General features: G+C 55.4%; 9 protein-coding genes, 2 tRNA genes and 4 rRNA genes. 7 read left to right on the forward strand and 8 right to left on the reverse strand.

What is annotated here, in order from left to right:
* Positions 1-83 precede the first annotated feature (83 nt).
* Positions 84-2,579, forward strand: coding sequence for a TonB-dependent siderophore receptor (locus tag FFI16_RS26100; RefSeq protein WP_138813118.1), 2,496 nt, complete (start codon positions 84-86; stop codon positions 2,577-2,579).
* 181 nt (positions 2,580-2,760) lie between these two features.
* Here the strand turns inward: FFI16_RS26100 and rrf (FFI16_RS26105) are convergent.
* The 8 genes from rrf (FFI16_RS26105) to FFI16_RS26145 all read right to left on the reverse strand — a co-directional run bounded on the left by rrf (FFI16_RS26105) (position 2,761) and on the right by FFI16_RS26145 (position 11,199).
* A 5S ribosomal RNA gene (gene rrf, locus FFI16_RS26105) occupies positions 2,761-2,876 on the reverse strand.
* Positions 2,877-2,985: 109 nt separating this feature from the next.
* Positions 2,986-3,101 (reverse strand): 5S ribosomal RNA (rrf, locus tag FFI16_RS26110).
* Positions 3,102-3,258: 157 nt separating this feature from the next.
* Positions 3,259-6,150 (reverse strand): 23S ribosomal RNA (locus FFI16_RS26115).
* A 237-nt stretch (positions 6,151-6,387) separates the two neighbouring features.
* Positions 6,388-6,463: transfer RNA gene (locus FFI16_RS26120), tRNA-Ala, on the reverse strand.
* 10 nt (positions 6,464-6,473) lie between these two features.
* Positions 6,474-6,550: transfer RNA gene (locus tag FFI16_RS26125), tRNA-Ile, on the reverse strand.
* A gap of 122 nt (positions 6,551-6,672) precedes the next feature.
* A 16S ribosomal RNA gene (locus FFI16_RS26130) occupies positions 6,673-8,209 on the reverse strand.
* Together the 16S, 23S and 5S rRNA genes with 2 tRNA genes alongside form the textbook arrangement of a ribosomal RNA operon.
* Before the next feature lie 575 nt (positions 8,210-8,784).
* A complete protein-coding gene (locus FFI16_RS26140; protein WP_138813119.1) occupies positions 8,785-10,005 on the reverse strand; it encodes a CaiB/BaiF CoA-transferase family protein in 1,221 nt (406 codons plus the stop codon).
* Positions 10,006-10,017: 12 nt separating this feature from the next.
* A complete protein-coding gene (locus FFI16_RS26145; protein ID WP_003187423.1) occupies positions 10,018-11,199 on the reverse strand; it encodes an acyl-CoA dehydrogenase in 1,182 nt (393 codons plus the stop codon).
* A 157-nt stretch (positions 11,200-11,356) separates the two neighbouring features.
* Here FFI16_RS26145 and FFI16_RS26150 point away from each other — a divergent pair, with 157 nt between their 5' ends.
* From FFI16_RS26150 to FFI16_RS26175, 6 genes are all read left to right on the forward strand, one after another.
* Positions 11,357-12,256 (forward strand): LysR family transcriptional regulator, encoded by a 900-nt coding sequence (locus tag FFI16_RS26150; RefSeq protein ID WP_138813120.1) that lies wholly within the window; start codon positions 11,357-11,359, stop codon positions 12,254-12,256.
* A gap of 452 nt (positions 12,257-12,708) precedes the next feature.
* A complete protein-coding gene (locus FFI16_RS26155) occupies positions 12,709-13,830 on the forward strand; it encodes a Re/Si-specific NAD(P)(+) transhydrogenase subunit alpha (protein ID WP_138813121.1) in 1,122 nt (373 codons plus the stop codon).
* A gap of 15 nt (positions 13,831-13,845) precedes the next feature.
* On the forward strand, positions 13,846-14,166 hold the full coding sequence (locus FFI16_RS26160; protein ID WP_003187417.1) for an NAD(P) transhydrogenase subunit alpha: 321 nt from the start codon (positions 13,846-13,848) through the stop codon (positions 14,164-14,166).
* Entirely contained in the window at positions 14,166-15,602 is a 1,437-nt protein-coding gene (locus FFI16_RS26165; protein ID WP_138813122.1) for an NAD(P)(+) transhydrogenase (Re/Si-specific) subunit beta, read from the forward strand. The genes FFI16_RS26160 and FFI16_RS26165 overlap by 1 nt, the downstream gene beginning before the upstream one ends.
* Before the next feature lie 179 nt (positions 15,603-15,781).
* On the forward strand, positions 15,782-17,275 hold the full coding sequence (locus tag FFI16_RS26170; protein ID WP_138813123.1) for an acetyl-CoA hydrolase/transferase family protein: 1,494 nt from the start codon (positions 15,782-15,784) through the stop codon (positions 17,273-17,275).
* Positions 17,276-17,593: 318 nt separating this feature from the next.
* Entirely contained in the window at positions 17,594-17,809 is a 216-nt protein-coding gene (locus tag FFI16_RS26175; protein WP_003214752.1) for a DUF1127 domain-containing protein, read from the forward strand.
* The last annotated feature ends 225 nt before the right edge of the window (positions 17,810-18,034 follow it).

Below are 18,034 nucleotides of genomic sequence, written 5' to 3' on the forward strand. Positions count from 1 at the left end.
TTTTTTTGGCGGCTTTTTTCCGTGAGTCCGGCTTAGACAGTAAGCCTCTTTGTCTGCCTTACCTGCCTCTACGGACCATGATCATGACTGTGCTTTTTCTCAACGATTCACCAGACTCCTCCTACCCTCTTTTGGCCAAGGCCATACGCGTAGCCTTACTGTCGACGGCAATGGGCATGGGCGCGGTTCCGCTTGTTGGCATGGCTGCGCAAGCGGGCAGCGAGCGCATTCATCAGCGCTACGACATCCCTGCCGGCCCGCTGAGCGACGCGCTCAATCAGTTCGCCCGCCAGGCGGGCATTACGCTTGCCAGCACCCCAGCGCAGACTCAGGGCCTGGAGTCGCCAGGGCTGCGCGGTGAGTACTCCGCGGAGCAGGGCCTGAATCATTTGCTCGATGGCTCGGGGTTACAGGCTGCGTCACAGGACGGTACCAGCTTCGTCTTGCAGTCGCTGCCGCATAACAGCACGCTGACGTTGCCCACCACCGACATCAAAGGCTTCGCCCTGGGTAATGCGCTGGGCAGCATGGACGGCTACAACGCGACGCACAGTCAGATCGCAACGAAGACCAGTGCCGCACTGCTGGAAACCTCGCAAACCGTCTCCGTAGTGACGCGCGAACAGATGGACGACCAGGGCTCTCAGACCGTGGCACAAGTCATGCGTTACACCCCTGGCGTGCTGACGAACCCCTATGGCGCAACCCATCGCTATGATTATGTGGCGATGCGCGGCTTCAACGATGGCTCGGTCGACAACATCTACCTGGATGGCTTGAAGTCCATGGGGGACAGCGGTACTTACAGCACCATGCAGGTGGACCCGTACTTTCTTGAACGCGTGGACATTCTTAAGGGGCCGTCTTCTGTGCTGTACGGGCGCAGTTCGCCTGGAGGTCTGGTAGCACTGACCAGTAAGAAGCCGCTGTACGAGCCCTACCATCAAGTGCAAGCGACAGTCGGCAGCAACGGGCAACGCGGGATGGGTTTTGATTTCAGCGGGCCGGTGGACGATGACAAGCGCGTTGCCTATCGGCTGACCGGGCTGGCGGATAAGTCCGACACACAATTCGACCATGCCAAAGAAAAACGCTACGCACTGGCGCCGACAGTGAGCATCGACTTTACCGAAGACACTTCACTGACACTGCAAGCGTATTTACAGCACGACCCTGAGGGTGGTTATCACGGTGGTATGCCGGCGGACGGCGCACTGCACCAGCGCAATGGCCAGCGTATCTCCAACCACTTTTTCGAAGGCGAGCCGGGGGTAGACGGGTACAAGCGTGACCAGCAGTCGTTTGGCTATCAGTTCGAACATCGCTTCAACGATGTGTTTACTGCGCGACAAAACTTCCGCTATCTCGACTCCAAGGTGAAGCTGGACCAGGTGTATGCCTATGGCTGGACTACACCAACCAGCAATGAGCTGAACCGCTATTACTCCGGCGGTGATGAAAAACTGCATGCGTTCATTATCGACAATATGCTGCAGGCGGAATTTTTTACCGGAGCAACCAAACATACGATGCTGATGGGCGCGGATTATCAGCGGCGTAAAACAGTGGTGGACTGGACCAGCGGTTCACTGCAACCGATCAACGCGTTTAGCCCGGTCTATGGCAATTCGGCGATCAGCAATGCCAACCTGACCAGTTATCTGCGACGACTGGAGCAGACGGGCGTCTATCTTCAAGACCTGATTGAGATGGATAAATGGCGATTCTCACTGGGACTGCGCCAGGACTGGGTAGAGACGTCGGATGAAAACCGTATCGCCGAAGCGGGCCGACCGCTGGGTACGCAGATCAGCGACAAACGTACCAAGCTGACGGGTCGGGCGGGGGCGTTGTACCTGTTTGATAACGGCCTGGCGCCGTATGTCAGCTACTCGGAGTCTTTCAACCCGAACTCCTATTCCGACAGTGCGGGCAACCCGCTGGCACCGACTAACGGGACACAGTGGGAGGCGGGTTTGAAATATCAGCCGCCAGGAACTGACAACCTGTTTACCGCATCGTGGTTTCGCATCGACCAGGAGAACCTGGCCACCAAGTTGCCGCAGGAAAACTTCTATCGTGCTGTAGGCGCTGTCCGTTCCCAGGGGCTGGAGCTGGAAGCCCATGTGCAACTGACCGATAACCTGAAGCTTTTAGGCAGCTATACCTTCACCGACATCAAGTACTCCAAGTCGATGGTGAGTACTTTAAGCTCCGCCGACAATCTGATCGAAAACAAAGGCAACTCGCCGACCCAGGCGCCTCGGCATATGGCTTCAGTATGGGCGGACTATAAATTCAATAGTGCAGCCCTGGACGGCTTGCGACTTGGCGCGGGCGTGCGATACGTGGGGTACAGCTGGGCAGACGCCGAGAACACCATGAAGGTGCCCGCCTATACGTTGTTTGACGCTTCAGTAGGGTACGACCTGGGCAAGATGGGCTTGAAGGGTGTGGATGTAAGGCTCAATGCCAACAACCTGACCAATGAAAGCTATGTGGCTTCGTGTGCCAGCTTGAACTTCTGCTACTTGGGTGAAGAGCGTAATGTCAGTGCTACGGTCAGCTATCAGTTCTGATCCGTTATAGCTTCTAACAAGCCGGCGCCTGATTTCAGGGGTCGGCTTTTTTGTGGGTGTCGTCAGGCTGCCTTTGTCCGGCCCAGACGCACACGTGAGCGGTCTGCAGCCGGGGAATTATCATCCCACCTAAATGACAAAACCCCTGTCTGCGTTAGCAGACAGGGGTTTCGGAATTTAATCTTGACGATGACCTACTCTCACATGGGGAAACCCCACACTACCATCGGCGATGCATCGTTTCACTGCTGAGTTCGGGATGGGATCAGGTGGTTCCAATGCTCTATGGTCGTCAAGAAATTCTGTGTACCAGTCCGTTGCGCTTGCAACGTGCCGGTGAAATTCATGGACTTCTACATAAACAAAACCCCTAATTGCGTTAGCAATCAGGGGTTTCGGAATTTAATCTTGACGATGACCTACTCTCACATGGGGAAACCCCACACTACCATCGGCGATGCATCGTTTCACTACTGAGTTCGGGATGGGATCAGGTGGTTCCAATGCTCTATGGTCGTCAAGAAATTCGGGTACTGAGTCGTAGCCAGTCGGCTTCGCTTCAGCAAATTGGGTATGTGACAGCTTTCGGTGTTTTGTGAGCGTCGAACTTTCGGTTCATCTCGTCTTCACACACCGCAATCTGATGCTCGTTAGAGTAGTCAAATTGCTTGGGTGTTATATGGTCAAGCCTCACGGGCAATTAGTATTGGTTAGCTCAACGCCTCACAGCGCTTACACACCCAACCTATCAACGTCGTAGTCTTCGACGGCCCTTCAGGGAACTCAAGGTTCCAGTGAGATCTCATCTTGAGGCTAGTTTCCCGCTTAGATGCTTTCAGCGGTTATCTATTCCGAACATAGCTACCCGGCAATGCCACTGGCGTGACAACCGGAACACCAGAGGTTCGTCCACTCCGGTCCTCTCGTACTAGGAGCAGCCCCTCTCAAATCTCAAACGTCCACGGCAGATAGGGACCGAACTGTCTCACGACGTTCTAAACCCAGCTCGCGTACCACTTTAAATGGCGAACAGCCATACCCTTGGGACCGGCTTCAGCCCCAGGATGTGATGAGCCGACATCGAGGTGCCAAACACCGCCGTCGATATGAACTCTTGGGCGGTATCAGCCTGTTATCCCCGGAGTACCTTTTATCCGTTGAGCGATGGCCCTTCCATACAGAACCACCGGATCACTAAGACCTACTTTCGTACCTGCTCGACGTGTCTGTCTCGCAGTCAAGCGCGCTTTTGCCTTTATACTCTACGACCGATTTCCGACCGGTCTGAGCGCACCTTCGTACTCCTCCGTTACTCTTTAGGAGGAGACCGCCCCAGTCAAACTACCCACCATACACTGTCCTCGATCCGGATAACGGACCTGAGTTAGAACCTCAAAGTTGCCAGGGTGGTATTTCAAGGTTGGCTCCACGCAGACTGGCGTCCACGCTTCAAAGCCTCCCACCTATCCTACACAAGCAAATTCAAAGTCCAGTGCAAAGCTATAGTAAAGGTTCACGGGGTCTTTCCGTCTAGCCGCGGATACACTGCATCTTCACAGCGATTTCAATTTCACTGAGTCTCGGGTGGAGACAGCGCCGCCATCGTTACGCCATTCGTGCAGGTCGGAACTTACCCGACAAGGAATTTCGCTACCTTAGGACCGTTATAGTTACGGCCGCCGTTTACCGGGGCTTCGATCAAGAGCTTCGCGTTAGCTAACCCCATCAATTAACCTTCCGGCACCGGGCAGGCGTCACACCCTATACGTCCACTTTCGTGTTTGCAGAGTGCTGTGTTTTTAATAAACAGTCGCAGCGGCCTGGTATCTTCGACCGGCATGAGCTTACGGAGCAAGTCCTTCACCCTCACCGGCGCACCTTCTCCCGAAGTTACGGTGCCATTTTGCCTAGTTCCTTCACCCGAGTTCTCTCAAGCGCCTTGGTATTCTCTACCCAACCACCTGTGTCGGTTTGGGGTACGGTTCCTGGTTACCTGAAGCTTAGAAGCTTTTCTTGGAAGCATGGCATCAACCACTTCGTTAACTAAAAGTTAACTCGTCATCAGCTCTCGGCCTTAGAATCCCGGATTTACCTAAGATTCCAGCCTACCACCTTAAACTTGGACAACCAACGCCAAGCTGGCCTAGCCTTCTCCGTCCCTCCATCGCAATAACCAGAAGTACAGGAATATTAACCTGTTTTCCATCGACTACGCTTTTCAGCCTCGCCTTAGGGACCGACTAACCCTGCGTCGATTAACGTTGCGCAGGAAACCTTGGTCTTTCGGCGTGGGTGTTTTTCACACCCATTGTCGTTACTCATGTCAGCATTCGCACTTCTGATACCTCCAGCAAGCTTCTCAACTCACCTTCACAGGCTTACAGAACGCTCCTCTACCGCATCACTTACGTGATACCCGTAGCTTCGGTGTATGGTTTGAGCCCCGTTACATCTTCCGCGCAGGCCGACTCGACTAGTGAGCTATTACGCTTTCTTTAAAGGGTGGCTGCTTCTAAGCCAACCTCCTAGCTGTCTAAGCCTTCCCACATCGTTTCCCACTTAACCATAACTTTGGGACCTTAGCTGACGGTCTGGGTTGTTTCCCTTTTCACGACGGACGTTAGCACCCGCCGTGTGTCTCCCATGCTCGGCACTTGTAGGTATTCGGAGTTTGCATCGGTTTGGTAAGTCGGGATGACCCCCTAGCCGAAACAGTGCTCTACCCCCTACAGTGATACATGAGGCGCTACCTAAATAGCTTTCGAGGAGAACCAGCTATCTCCGAGCTTGATTAGCCTTTCACTCCGATCCACAGGTCATCCGCTAACTTTTCAACGGTAGTCGGTTCGGTCCTCCAGTTAGTGTTACCCAACCTTCAACCTGCCCATGGATAGATCGCCCGGTTTCGGGTCTATTCCCAGCGACTAGACGCCCTATTAAGACTCGCTTTCGCTACGCCTCCCCTATTCGGTTAAGCTCGCCACTGAAAATAAGTCGCTGACCCATTATACAAAAGGTACGCAGTCACCTAACAAAGTAGGCTCCCACTGCTTGTACGCATACGGTTTCAGGATCTATTTCACTCCCCTCTCCGGGGTTCTTTTCGCCTTTCCCTCACGGTACTAGTTCACTATCGGTCAGTCAGTAGTATTTAGCCTTGGAGGATGGTCCCCCCATATTCAGACAAAGTTTCTCGTGCTCCGTCCTACTCGATTTCATGACTAAGAGATTTTCGCGTACAGGGCTATCACCCACTATGGCCGCACTTTCCAGAGCGTTCCGCTAATCTCAAAGCCACTTAAGGGCTAGTCCCCGTTCGCTCGCCACTACTAAGGGAATCTCGGTTGATTTCTTTTCCTCAGGGTACTTAGATGTTTCAGTTCCCCTGGTTCGCCTCTTACGCCTATGTATTCAGCGTAAGATAACCATCTTATGATGGCTGGGTTCCCCCATTCAGACATCTCCGGATCAAAGTCTGTTTGCCGACTCCCCGAAGCTTTTCGCAGGCTACCACGTCTTTCATCGCCTCTGACTGCCAAGGCATCCACCGTATGCGCTTCTTCACTTGACCATATAACCCCAAGCAATCTGGTTATACTGTGAAGACAACATTCGCCGAAAATTCGAATTTCTCAATTAAGAGAACTCACAAATTTTACCTTAGCCTGATCCGTTACCAGTGAAAGTAACGTTCAGTCTATCTTTCTATCACATACCCAAATTTTTAAAGAACGATCTAATCAAAGACTAGAAATCAATATTCACTTCAGAATATTCATTTCTAAACTCTAACAGCAGAAGCAGTTAATGGTGGAGCCAAACGGGATCGAACCGTTGACCTCCTGCGTGCAAGGCAGGCGCTCTCCCAGCTGAGCTATGGCCCCATAACAAAATTGGTGGGTCTGGGCAGATTCGAACTGCCGACCTCACCCTTATCAGGGGTGCGCTCTAACCAACTGAGCTACAGACCCAATTTCGAGCGTCACTGATTAGCTAAGAGCTATCAGCTTGGAGCTTAAAGCTGCTTCTATCGTCTTCTTCAATGAATCAAGCAATTCGTGTGGGAACTTATGGAGCAGCTGATGTCGTCGATTAAGGAGGTGATCCAGCCGCAGGTTCCCCTACGGCTACCTTGTTACGACTTCACCCCAGTCATGAATCACACCGTGGTAACCGTCCTCCCGAAGGTTAGACTAGCTACTTCTGGTGCAACCCACTCCCATGGTGTGACGGGCGGTGTGTACAAGGCCCGGGAACGTATTCACCGCGACATTCTGATTCGCGATTACTAGCGATTCCGACTTCACGCAGTCGAGTTGCAGACTGCGATCCGGACTACGATCGGTTTTATGGGATTAGCTCCACCTCGCGGCTTGGCAACCCTCTGTACCGACCATTGTAGCACGTGTGTAGCCCAGGCCGTAAGGGCCATGATGACTTGACGTCATCCCCACCTTCCTCCGGTTTGTCACCGGCAGTCTCCTTAGAGTGCCCACCATTACGTGCTGGTAACTAAGGACAAGGGTTGCGCTCGTTACGGGACTTAACCCAACATCTCACGACACGAGCTGACGACAGCCATGCAGCACCTGTCTCAATGTTCCCGAAGGCACCAATCTATCTCTAGAAAGTTCATTGGATGTCAAGGCCTGGTAAGGTTCTTCGCGTTGCTTCGAATTAAACCACATGCTCCACCGCTTGTGCGGGCCCCCGTCAATTCATTTGAGTTTTAACCTTGCGGCCGTACTCCCCAGGCGGTCAACTTAATGCGTTAGCTGCGCCACTAAAAGCTCAAGGCTTCCAACGGCTAGTTGACATCGTTTACGGCGTGGACTACCAGGGTATCTAATCCTGTTTGCTCCCCACGCTTTCGCACCTCAGTGTCAGTATTAGTCCAGGTGGTCGCCTTCGCCACTGGTGTTCCTTCCTATATCTACGCATTTCACCGCTACACAGGAAATTCCACCACCCTCTACCATACTCTAGTCAGTCAGTTTTGAATGCAGTTCCCAGGTTGAGCCCGGGGATTTCACATCCAACTTAACAAACCACCTACGCGCGCTTTACGCCCAGTAATTCCGATTAACGCTTGCACCCTCTGTATTACCGCGGCTGCTGGCACAGAGTTAGCCGGTGCTTATTCTGTCGGTAACGTCAAAACAGCAAAGTATTAATTTACTGCCCTTCCTCCCAACTTAAAGTGCTTTACAATCCGAAGACCTTCTTCACACACGCGGCATGGCTGGATCAGGCTTTCGCCCATTGTCCAATATTCCCCACTGCTGCCTCCCGTAGGAGTCTGGACCGTGTCTCAGTTCCAGTGTGACTGATCATCCTCTCAGACCAGTTACGGATCGTCGCCTTGGTGAGCCATTACCTCACCAACTAGCTAATCCGACCTAGGCTCATCTGATAGCGCAAGGCCCGAAGGTCCCCTGCTTTCTCCCGTAGGACGTATGCGGTATTAGCGTCCGTTTCCGAACGTTATCCCCCACTACCAGGCAGATTCCTAGGCATTACTCACCCGTCCGCCGCTCTCAAGAGAAGCAAGCTTCTCTCTACCGCTCGACTTGCATGTGTTAGGCCTGCCGCCAGCGTTCAATCTGAGCCATGATCAAACTCTTCAGTTCAAACATCTTTGGGTTTTTAAGAAACCCTAAACTTGGCTCAGCAATCGTTGGTTACATCTTTGATTTCTCGCGGAGTAACTTGTGATGCTGATAATCTTGTTGACTATCAGTCTGACTCCACAAGCACCCACACGAATTGCTTGATTCAGTTGTTAAAGAGCGGTTGGTTAAGATCTTTCGTCTCAACCGAGGCGCGCATTCTACAGCAGCCTCACTTGCTGTCAAGTGATTATTTTCAGAAGTTTTCGAAGAATTCTTCAACAACTTCAACCACTTGCGCTTCAGATCTCTCTGCAGCGGGAGGCGAATTCTACAGCGTTACACGCTGCTGTCAACACCTCTTTTTCAACTCCCTTTTGGCTTCGATGAACTGAAGCAACCTGCTGTCGAAAACTTCGCAACTCATTGTTTAACAAGGAGTTTTCCGTTTCGACTGCGCCGGAAGTGGGGCGAATTATAGACTTCTAAAATCTGCCGTCAACACTTAATTTAGCTTCTCTATCAATAAGTTAGAGCTGATCAAAAAACAACCAACCCAAGCTCGTTGATCAATCAACCTATATAGAAGAGCAAATTCAGATAACGCCCGCAGCCTTCAGCGCAGCCACATTCGCCGAATCCAACCCCAACACCCCTTGCAACACCTGCACCGTATGCTCCCCCAATAGAGGAGGCGCATTACGATATTCCACCGGCGTCTTGGACAGCCGTATCGGGCTGGCGACCTGAGGCACCATCCCCGCCAATGCATGCGGCAATGCCATCGCCAACCCACGCGCCTTGACCTGCGGGTCGGCAAACACCTGCGCCAGATCATTGATCGGCCCACACGGCACGCCTACCTGCTCCAGCTGCGACACCCACTCAGCCGTGGTCTTGAACACCGTGGCCTGGCGGATAAGCGGAATCAGCTCCGCACGGTTAGCCACCCGCACTTTATTAGTCGCGAAGCGCGGATCATCCGCCCACTGCGGCTGCCCAGCCACCTCCGCAAACTTGCGAAATTGCCCGTCGTTACCCACGGTCAGGATAAAGTCGCCATCAGCCGTGGGAAAGTCCTGATAAGGCACAATATTGGGGTGAGCATTGCCCAGGCGCTTGGGCGCCATACCCGTCGTCAGGTAATTCATAGCCTGATTGGCCAGGCACGCCACCTGCACATCCAGCAATGCCATGTCGATATGCTGCCCACCACCGTCATGATCCCGATGAGCCAGCGCAGCCAGGATCGCCACGGTCGAGTACAGCCCCGTCAGAATATCTGTCAACGCCACACCGACCTTTACCGGCCCAGCACCTTCATCACCCTCAGGCCGACCGGTCAGGCTCATCAGCCCGCCCAGCCCCTGGATCATGAAGTCGTAGCCTGCACGCGTCGCATAAGGCCCCGTCTGGCCAAAGCCGGTGATCGAGCAATAGATCAATTCTGGATTGAGCTCCTTGAGCGATTCATAGTCCAGCCCATACGCCGCCAGACCACCCACCTTGAAGTTCTCGATCAGAATGTCGGACTTGGCCGCCAAGTCGCGCACCAGCTTCTGCCCCTCCGGGCGCGTGAAGTCGATGGTCACCGACTCCTTGTTACGGTTGGCCGACAGGTAATACGCCGCCTCACTGGTGTTCTCGCCATAGGCGTCTTTAAGGAAGGGCGGCCCCCACGCCCGCGTATCATCGCCACTGCCCGGCCGCTCAACCTTGATCACCTCAGCGCCAAGGTCTGCAAGGATCTGCCCGGACCACGGGCCGGCCAGCACTCGTGACAAATCCAATACCCGCAGATGTGAAAGCGCGCCCATGCCGTTCTCCTATTAATAGAACGCTTGAAGACCGGTCTGCGCACGCCCAAGAATCAAGGCGTGCACGTCATGGGTGCCCTCGTAGGTATTGACCACCTCCAGGTTGACCAGGTGACGCGCCACTCCGAACTCATCCGAGATACCGTTGCCGCCCAACATGTCCCGCGCCATGCGCGCGATATCCAGGGATTTGCCACACGAGTTGCGCTTCATGATCGACGTGATCTCAACCGCCGCCGTCCCTTCATCCTTCATGCGCCCCAAACGCAGGCAGCCTTGCAAGGCCAGGGTGATTTCGGTCTGCATGTCCGCCAGCTTCTTCTGGATCAGCTGGGTCGCCGCCAAAGGCCGCCCGAATTGCTGACGGTCCAGGGTGTATTGGCGAGCGGTGTGCCAGCAAAACTCGGCAGCACCCAGCGCGCCCCAGGAAATGCCATAGCGTGCCGAGTTAAGACAGGTGAAAGGCCCCTTCAAGCCGCGCACGTCCGGGAAGATGTTCTCCTCGGGCACAAACACGTTATCCATGACGATCTCACCGGTAATCGAAGCCCGCAGGCCGACCTTGCCGTGAATCGCCGGAGCGCTCAGCCCCTTCCAACCCTTCTCCAGGACAAAACCACGAATATCGCCCGCATCGTCCTTGCCCCACACCACGAACACATCGGCGATCGGGCTGTTGGTGATCCACATCTTGGCGCCGGTCAGGCTGTAGCCGCCATCAACCTTACGTGCACGGGTAATCATCGCGCCCGGGTCAGAACCGTGGTTAGGCTCGGTCAGGCCGAAACAGCCGATCCACTCACCCGATGCCAGCTTTGGCAGGTACTTCTGCTTTTGTGCCTCGGTGCCAAATTCGTTGATCGGCACCATCACCAGTGACGACTGCACACTCATCATTGAGCGATAGCCGGAGTCGACACGTTCCACCTCACGGGCAATCAGCCCGTAGCTGACGTAGTTCAGGCCACTGCCACCGTACTGCTCCGGGATCATTGCACCCAACAGGCCGGTTTCACCCATCTCGCGAAAAATCGCAGGGTCGGTCTTTTCATGGCGAAAGGCTTCGAGCACACGCGGCGCCAGCTTGTCCTGGGCGAATTGCTCAGCGCTGTCGCGCACCATGCGCTCTTCCTCGGTGAGCTGTTGATCCAGCAACAGTGGATCGATCCAGTTGAAGCTTGCCTTGCCAGCCATGAATAAGTCCTCGGGGAAGAAAACAGAAGTCGTGGATGCAGCCTAGGCCGGGCAGCCGCAGAGGGCAAACGAGGTTTACGCATAGGGTTGTGCTAATTTCTCACTTCGTAATGACCAAAGAGCGCGCAGATGCGCTTTATGAGTGAGTACAACGTACATGCGCAGAAAAATTCCCAGCACCACCGCCCTGATCAGTTTTGAAGCGGCGGCCCGCCACGAGAGCTTTACCAAGGCGGCGCACGAGCTTTCACTGACCCAAGGCGCCATCTGTCGACAGATCGCCAGCCTGGAGGAGTTTTTAAGTGTCGAGCTATTTCGACGCTCACGGCGGGGCGTCAAGCTGACAGAGGCAGGGCTTTCTTATAGCCGTCGCGTTGCCATGCAACTGGACGCCGTAGAGCGCGATACCTTGTCGGTCATGGGGCAGCAGGGCGCGAATGTCATTGAGCTGGCAGTGGTGCCGACGTTCGGCACCCAATGGCTGATCCCACGGCTCAAGGACTTCCAGCACCAACACCCGGAAGTCACGGTAAACCTCACCAACCGCACGCGCCCTTTTCTGTTTGCCGACACCGATTTCGACGCTGCCATCTACTTTGGCGATGCCGATTGGTCTGGCACCGAATCCCACCGGCTGATGGGCGAAGATCCCGTTCCGGTGTGCAGCCCGCGCTTACTGGGCAGCCGCGCCCACTTCAGCCCGCAAGAGATTGCCCAACTGCCGCTGCTGCAACAAACCACCCGACCATACGCCTGGCGCCAGTGGTTTAACGCGCAACAACTGAACATACCTCGCGACATGACAGGCCCCCGTTACGAGCTATTCTCGATGTTGTCGCAGGCCGCCATGCATGAAATGGGCATCGCGCTGATTCCGCCTTTCCTTATCCAGCGCGAGCTGGAGGAGAAACGTCTGGTCATCGCGAGCCCCGAAACATTGAGCAGCACAAAGGCTTACTACCTGATGATTCCCGAACGAAAAGTCGAATCTGCGTCGTTGCACGCGTTTAGAGACTGGCTGATTGACCAGTCACAGCGCTATAACCCCAGTATTTAAAGGATAAGGTCATTTTATTGACCTTGTAGTCAGATAAATCATGATCCTACAGATATAACTATATGTCGTGTTTTGAAAGACTGTACCTCTCAGCCTTAAAATGAGCTTAACGCCTTGGCTGATAAGGCTTGTAGCGACTATCAGCTGCCAATGCCCGACTATTCACACAAAAGATAGGAAAGCCGTCTATAACCCTCTACAACCCTTTAAACACCTGTATTTAAAGAGGTTATTTCATCATGTTGCGACAATCAGTCACAGGGTGACTTGTAGTTAATTTTTCGTCACCCGTCATAATCCCTTGAAGGCCGTAAAGTTCGCCTGCAAAATGCCGCGCCCCGCTGTCATTTCAGCGGGATCGTGCTGATCGGCCGCCCCAGCTGCGCCCCTCACGGTGCACTGGCCTTTTTACAAAAAGATCAAAAGCAAAAAGATCATGCAGGAGATTTGACGTGCACATTGGTGTTCCTCTCGAAACCCAGACCGGTGAAACGCGGGTGGCTGCCACCCCGGAAACCATCAAGAAGCTGATCGGCCAGGGCCATAAGGTCACTGTACAAAGCGGCGCAGGCATTACCGCCAGCATCGTCGACAGTGCCTATGAAACGGCAGGCGCAACCATTGGCAGCGCCAGCGAAGCGTTTGGCGCCGAGCTGATTCTCAAGGTGGTTGCCCCCAGCGACAGCGAACTGGCGCTGATCAAAAGCGGCACCGTGTTGGTGGGCATGCTCAACCCGTTCAGCAACGAAACCATCGCCAAACTGGCAGAGCGAGGCATTACAGCCTTCGCGCTCGAAGCTGCGCCACGCACCTCACGAGCCCAGAGCCTCGACGTGCTGTCGTCACAGGCCAACATTGCCGGCTATAAAGCAGTGTTGCTGGCAGCCCATCACTACCCACGCTTCATGCCGATGCTGATGACTGCCGCCGGCACCGTCAAAGCCGCGCGCGTGTTGATCCTCGGCGCGGGTGTCGCAGGCCTGCAGGCCATCGCCACGGCGAAACGCCTGGGCGCCGTGATCGAAGCGTCTGACGTGCGCCCTGCCGTAAAAGAGCAGATCGAGTCTCTCGGTGCCAAGTTCGTCGACGTGCCCTACGAAACCGATGAAGAGCGTGAATGCGCGGTCGGTGTTGGCGGCTACGCACGCCCGATGCCATCGAGCTGGATGCAGCGTCAGGCCTTGGCCGTACATGAACGCGCCAAACAAGCGGACATCGTCATCACCACGGCGCTGATCCCGGGCCGCAAAGCCCCGACCTTGCTCAGTGCCGAAACCGTCGCACAAATGAAGCCGGGCTCGGTGGTCATCGACCTCGCCGCTGCCCAAGGTGGCAACTGCCCGCTGACCGTCGCCGACCAGGTCGTCGTGGAAAACGGCGTGACCATTTGCGGCCCGACCAACCTGGCCGGTGCCGTTGCCGCCGATGCTTCTGCTTTATATGCGCGCAACCTGCTGGACTTCCTGAAGCTGGTCTTCACCAAGGAAGGGCAGTTTGAAATCAACCTCGAAGACGACATCGTCGCCGCGTGCCTGATGTGCCGCGACGGCCAAGTCATCCGCAAAAACGCCTAAGCAGGGATTCAGACGATGGAAGAGCTTATCTCCCCCGGTATCTACAACCTGATCATCTTTGTGCTGGCGATTTATGTCGGTTACCACGTGGTCTGGAACGTCACACCCGCGCTGCATACGCCGCTGATGGCGGTGACCAACGCGATCTCTGCAATCGTGATTGTCGGCGCCATGCTCGCCGCAGCCCTCACTGTGACCCCACTGGGTAAAACCATGGGCACCCTGGCCGTGGCCCTGGCGGCAGTTAACGTATTCGGCGGCTTCCTGGTCACGCGCAGGATGCTGGAGATGTTCAAGAAGAAAGCCCCGAAAGTAAAAGAAGAGGCGCCAAAGTAATGAGCATGAATTTGGTTACGACGCTCTACTTGATCGCGTCGATCTGCTTTATCCAGGCCCTCAAAGGCCTGTCGCACCCCACTACGTCGCGACGCGGCAACCTGTTCGGCATGCTCGGCATGGCGCTGGCGGTACTGACCACTGTGGGCCTCATCTATAAGCTCGGCGCTGAGCTTGCAACAGCCGGTATCGGTTACGTGATCGTCGGCCTGCTGATCGGTGGCACCGCCGGTTCGATCATGGCCAAGCGCGTAGAAATGACCAAGATGCCGGAGCTGGTTGCCTTCATGCACAGCATGATCGGCCTGGCCGCGGTATTTATCGCGATTGCCGCCGTGGTCGAACCGCAATCCTTGGGCATCGTCAAACACCTGGGCGACTCGATCCCAGCGGGCAACCGCCTGGAACTGTTCCTCGGCGCAGCCATTGGTGCAATTACCTTCTCCGGTTCGGTGATTGCGTTCGGCAAGCTCTCGGGCAAGTACAAGTTCCGCCTGTTCCAGGGCGCACCCGTACAGTTCGGCGGCCAGCACAAACTGAACCTGGTGCTCGGCCTGGCCACCCTGGGCCTGGGCCTGGCGTTCATGTTCACCGGCAACCTCACTGCGTTCGCGTTGATGCTGGCCCTGGCTTTCGTACTGGGCGTGCTGATCATCATCCCGATTGGCGGCGCCGACATGCCGGTGGTTGTCTCGATGCTCAACAGCTACTCCGGCTGGGCAGCGGCGGGCATCGGCTTCTCGCTGAACAACTCGATGCTGATCATCGCCGGCTCCCTGGTGGGCTCCAGCGGCGCGATTCTGTCGTACATCATGTGCAAGGCGATGAACCGCTCCTTCTTTAATGTATTGCTCGGTGGTTTTGGCAACACAGCAGATGCCGGCGCAGTGGCTGGTTCCAAAGAAGCGCGCCCGGTGAAATCCGGTTCGGCGGACGACGCCACGTTCCTGCTGACCAACGCCGACACCGTGATCATCGTTCCAGGCTACGGCCTGGCAGTCGCTCGGGCGCAACACGCGCTTAAAGAGCTGACCGAGAAGCTGACCCACCGTGGCGTCACCGTGAAGTACGCGATCCACCCGGTAGCGGGCCGTATGCCTGGGCACATGAACGTGCTGCTGGCCGAAGCGGAAGTGCCTTACGACCAAGTGTTCGAGATGGAAGACATTAACTCCGAGTTCGGCCAGGCCGACGTGGTGCTGGTGTTGGGCGCCAACGACGTGGTCAACCCGGCCGCCAAGAACGACCCGAACTCACCGATTGCCGGTATGCCGATTCTTGAGGCGTTCAAGGCTAAGACCATCATCGTCAACAAGCGCTCGATGGCCAGCGGCTACGCCGGTCTGGATAACGAGTTGTTCTACCTGGACAAGACCATGATGGTCTTCGGTGATGCCAAGAAGGTCATCGAAGACATGGTCAAGGCCGTCGAATAACACTGCGCCAGCGCAATACCCGAAACCCTGGCCTCCAGTAGGCTGGGGTTTTTTATTGCCGCATGAAACCCGACCAAAGGCTCTAAATCGCTGCCTGGCATTCGACCATGGTAGCGGGCCGAAATTTTTTGAAATCACTACACTGCCCACCTTGCTTCCGTAGCCTGAGATAACAATTCATGTACCGTGATCGTATCCGCTTGCCTTCGTTGTTGAACAAGGTCATGAGCGCGGCAGACGCCGCCGCACTGATCGAGGACGGCATGACCGTCGGCATGAGCGGCTTCACCCGTGCCGGTGAAGCCAAGGCCGTCCCCCACGCCCTGGCCGAACGCGCCAAGACTTCGCCGCTGAAAATCACCCTGATGACCGGTGCCAGCCTGGGCAATGACCTGGACAAGCAACTGACCGAAGCCGGCGTTCTGTCCCGTCGCATGCCGTTTCAAGTCGACAGCACCCTGCGCAAGGCGATCAATGCCGGCCAAGTGATGTTTATCGACCAGCACCTATCGGAAACCGTCGAGCAACTGCGCAACAACCAGCTCAAGTTGCCGGACATCGCTGTGATCGAAGCCGTTGCGATCACCGAACAAGGGCATATCGTGCCCACCACCTCTGTAGGCAACTCGGCCAGCTTCGCAATTTTCGCCAAACAAGTGATTGTTGAGATCAACCTCGCGCACAACCCGAACCTGGAAGGACTGCACGACATCTATATCCCGACCTACCGGCCGACGCGCACGCCGATCCCATTGGTCAAAGTCGACGACCGCATCGGCAGTACCGCAATTCCGATACCGCCGGAGAAGATCGTCGCCATCGTGATCACCAATCAGGCCGATTCCGCCTCAACCGTGACACCGCCGGACGCCGACACCCAAGGCATCGCCAACCACCTGATCAACTTCCTCAAGCAGGAAGTCGACGCCGGGCGCATGACCAACAAGCTCGGCCCGCTGCAGGCCGGGATCGGCAACATCGCCAACGCAGTGATGTGCGGCTTGATCGAATCGCCGTTCGAAGACCTGACCATGTATTCGGAAGTGTTGCAGGACTCTACCTTCGACCTGATCGACGCGGGCAAGCTGAGCTTTGCTTCGGGCAGCTCGATCACCCTGTCGGAGCGACGCAACGCCGACGTGTTCGGCAACCTGGAACACTACAAGGACAAGCTGGTACTGCGCCCACAGGAAATCTCCAACCACCCTGAAGTGGTTCGGCGCCTGGGCATTATCGGTATCAACACCGCGCTTGAGTTCGACATCTACGGCAACGTCAACTCCACCCACGTCTGCGGCACGCGGATGATGAATGGGATTGGCGGCTCTGGAGACTTCGCGCGCAACGCGCACCTGGCCATTTTCGTTACCAAGTCGATTGCCAAGGGCGGCGCGATTTCCAGCGTAGTGCCGATGGTCAGCCATGTGGACCATACCGAGCATGACGTGGATATCCTGGTGACCGAGGTTGGCCTCGCAGACCTGCGTGGTCTGGCACCCCGTGAGCGGGCGCGGGTGATCATCGACAATTGCGTGCACCCGGCTTACCGCGACGCGCTGAACCTTTACTTCGACGCTGCCTGTGCGATCGGCGGGCATACGCCACACATCCTGCGCGAAGCACTGAGTTGGCACATCAACCTGGAAGAAACCGGGCACATGCTCAAGGCTTGATTGATACAGATCCGAGCTGATGCAAACACAGTTTGCTCAGCTCGGTGACCGCAGCCGAACTTTTGGAAAAAACTGTACTGCTGTACCGGTCATTTCCTACCGAATTCTCCTACCTACTCTCTCAAAAATGCCTATTTCGCACCCATTCAGTGCAGACAGGTACAGTTGCCCCATTTCCGTACAGTACAGCCGCTATAAACAGTTAACTGGCCCCTCACAATACAGGTGAACTGTATCTAGAGAGTCTTGCGCCGGAGGAGGATCATTGGCATCAGTTAAACCACTACCTAATCCCGCCACAAGCGGAAGGATGTCATCATGGAACGTACACTCAGTTCCGATCTGTTCTTCGAAGAAAAAGCTGTAAACACCCAGGCTTCCTTGCCTTTGCGCGTTCTCGCCAACCTGATGTTGTGGCAGCGCCGCATCTCCAGCCGCCACCAACTGGCTCGTCTGGATTCGCGTCTGCTGGCTGACGCCGGTATCAGCGAAGCTCAACGCTACGAAGAGCTGAGCAAGCCGTTCTGGCGCTAATTGGCGCCCGCTGGCCCTGACCCGCCGGGTCCACCGCCAGCACCCTGATTTAACAAAACAAAGCCCGCCCCGGGAAACCGGAGGCGGGCTTTGTTGTTTCCGGGTTTCAAACTTTACACCGCTAAAACAGACGTCATAGATAATGACCAGTACAGTTTAAATATCACAACAGTTAAGCAGTACAATTTAACTTTGGTGTATCTGTATTGGTAAAAGCTGCCCGCC

The organism is Pseudomonas sp. KBS0710, from assembly GCF_005938045.2.
GTDB lineage: Bacteria > Pseudomonadota > Gammaproteobacteria > Pseudomonadales > Pseudomonadaceae > Aquipseudomonas.

Coding starts and splice junctions, on each gene's coding strand:
- FFI16_RS26100 (WP_138813118.1), top strand. CDS start 84: ATGACTGTGCTTTTTCTCAACGATTCACCAGACTCCTCCTACCCTCTT.
- FFI16_RS26140 (WP_138813119.1), bottom strand. CDS start 10,005: ATGGGCGCGCTTTCACATCTGCGGGTATTGGATTTGTCACGAGTGCTG.
- FFI16_RS26145 (WP_003187423.1), bottom strand. CDS start 11,199: ATGGCTGGCAAGGCAAGCTTCAACTGGATCGATCCACTGTTGCTGGAT.
- FFI16_RS26150 (WP_138813120.1), top strand. CDS start 11,357: ATGCGCAGAAAAATTCCCAGCACCACCGCCCTGATCAGTTTTGAAGCG.
- FFI16_RS26160 (WP_003187417.1), top strand. CDS start 13,846: ATGGAAGAGCTTATCTCCCCCGGTATCTACAACCTGATCATCTTTGTG.
- FFI16_RS26165 (WP_138813122.1), top strand. CDS start 14,166: ATGAGCATGAATTTGGTTACGACGCTCTACTTGATCGCGTCGATCTGC.
- FFI16_RS26170 (WP_138813123.1), top strand. CDS start 15,782: ATGTACCGTGATCGTATCCGCTTGCCTTCGTTGTTGAACAAGGTCATG.
- FFI16_RS26175 (WP_003214752.1), top strand. CDS start 17,594: ATGGAACGTACACTCAGTTCCGATCTGTTCTTCGAAGAAAAAGCTGTA.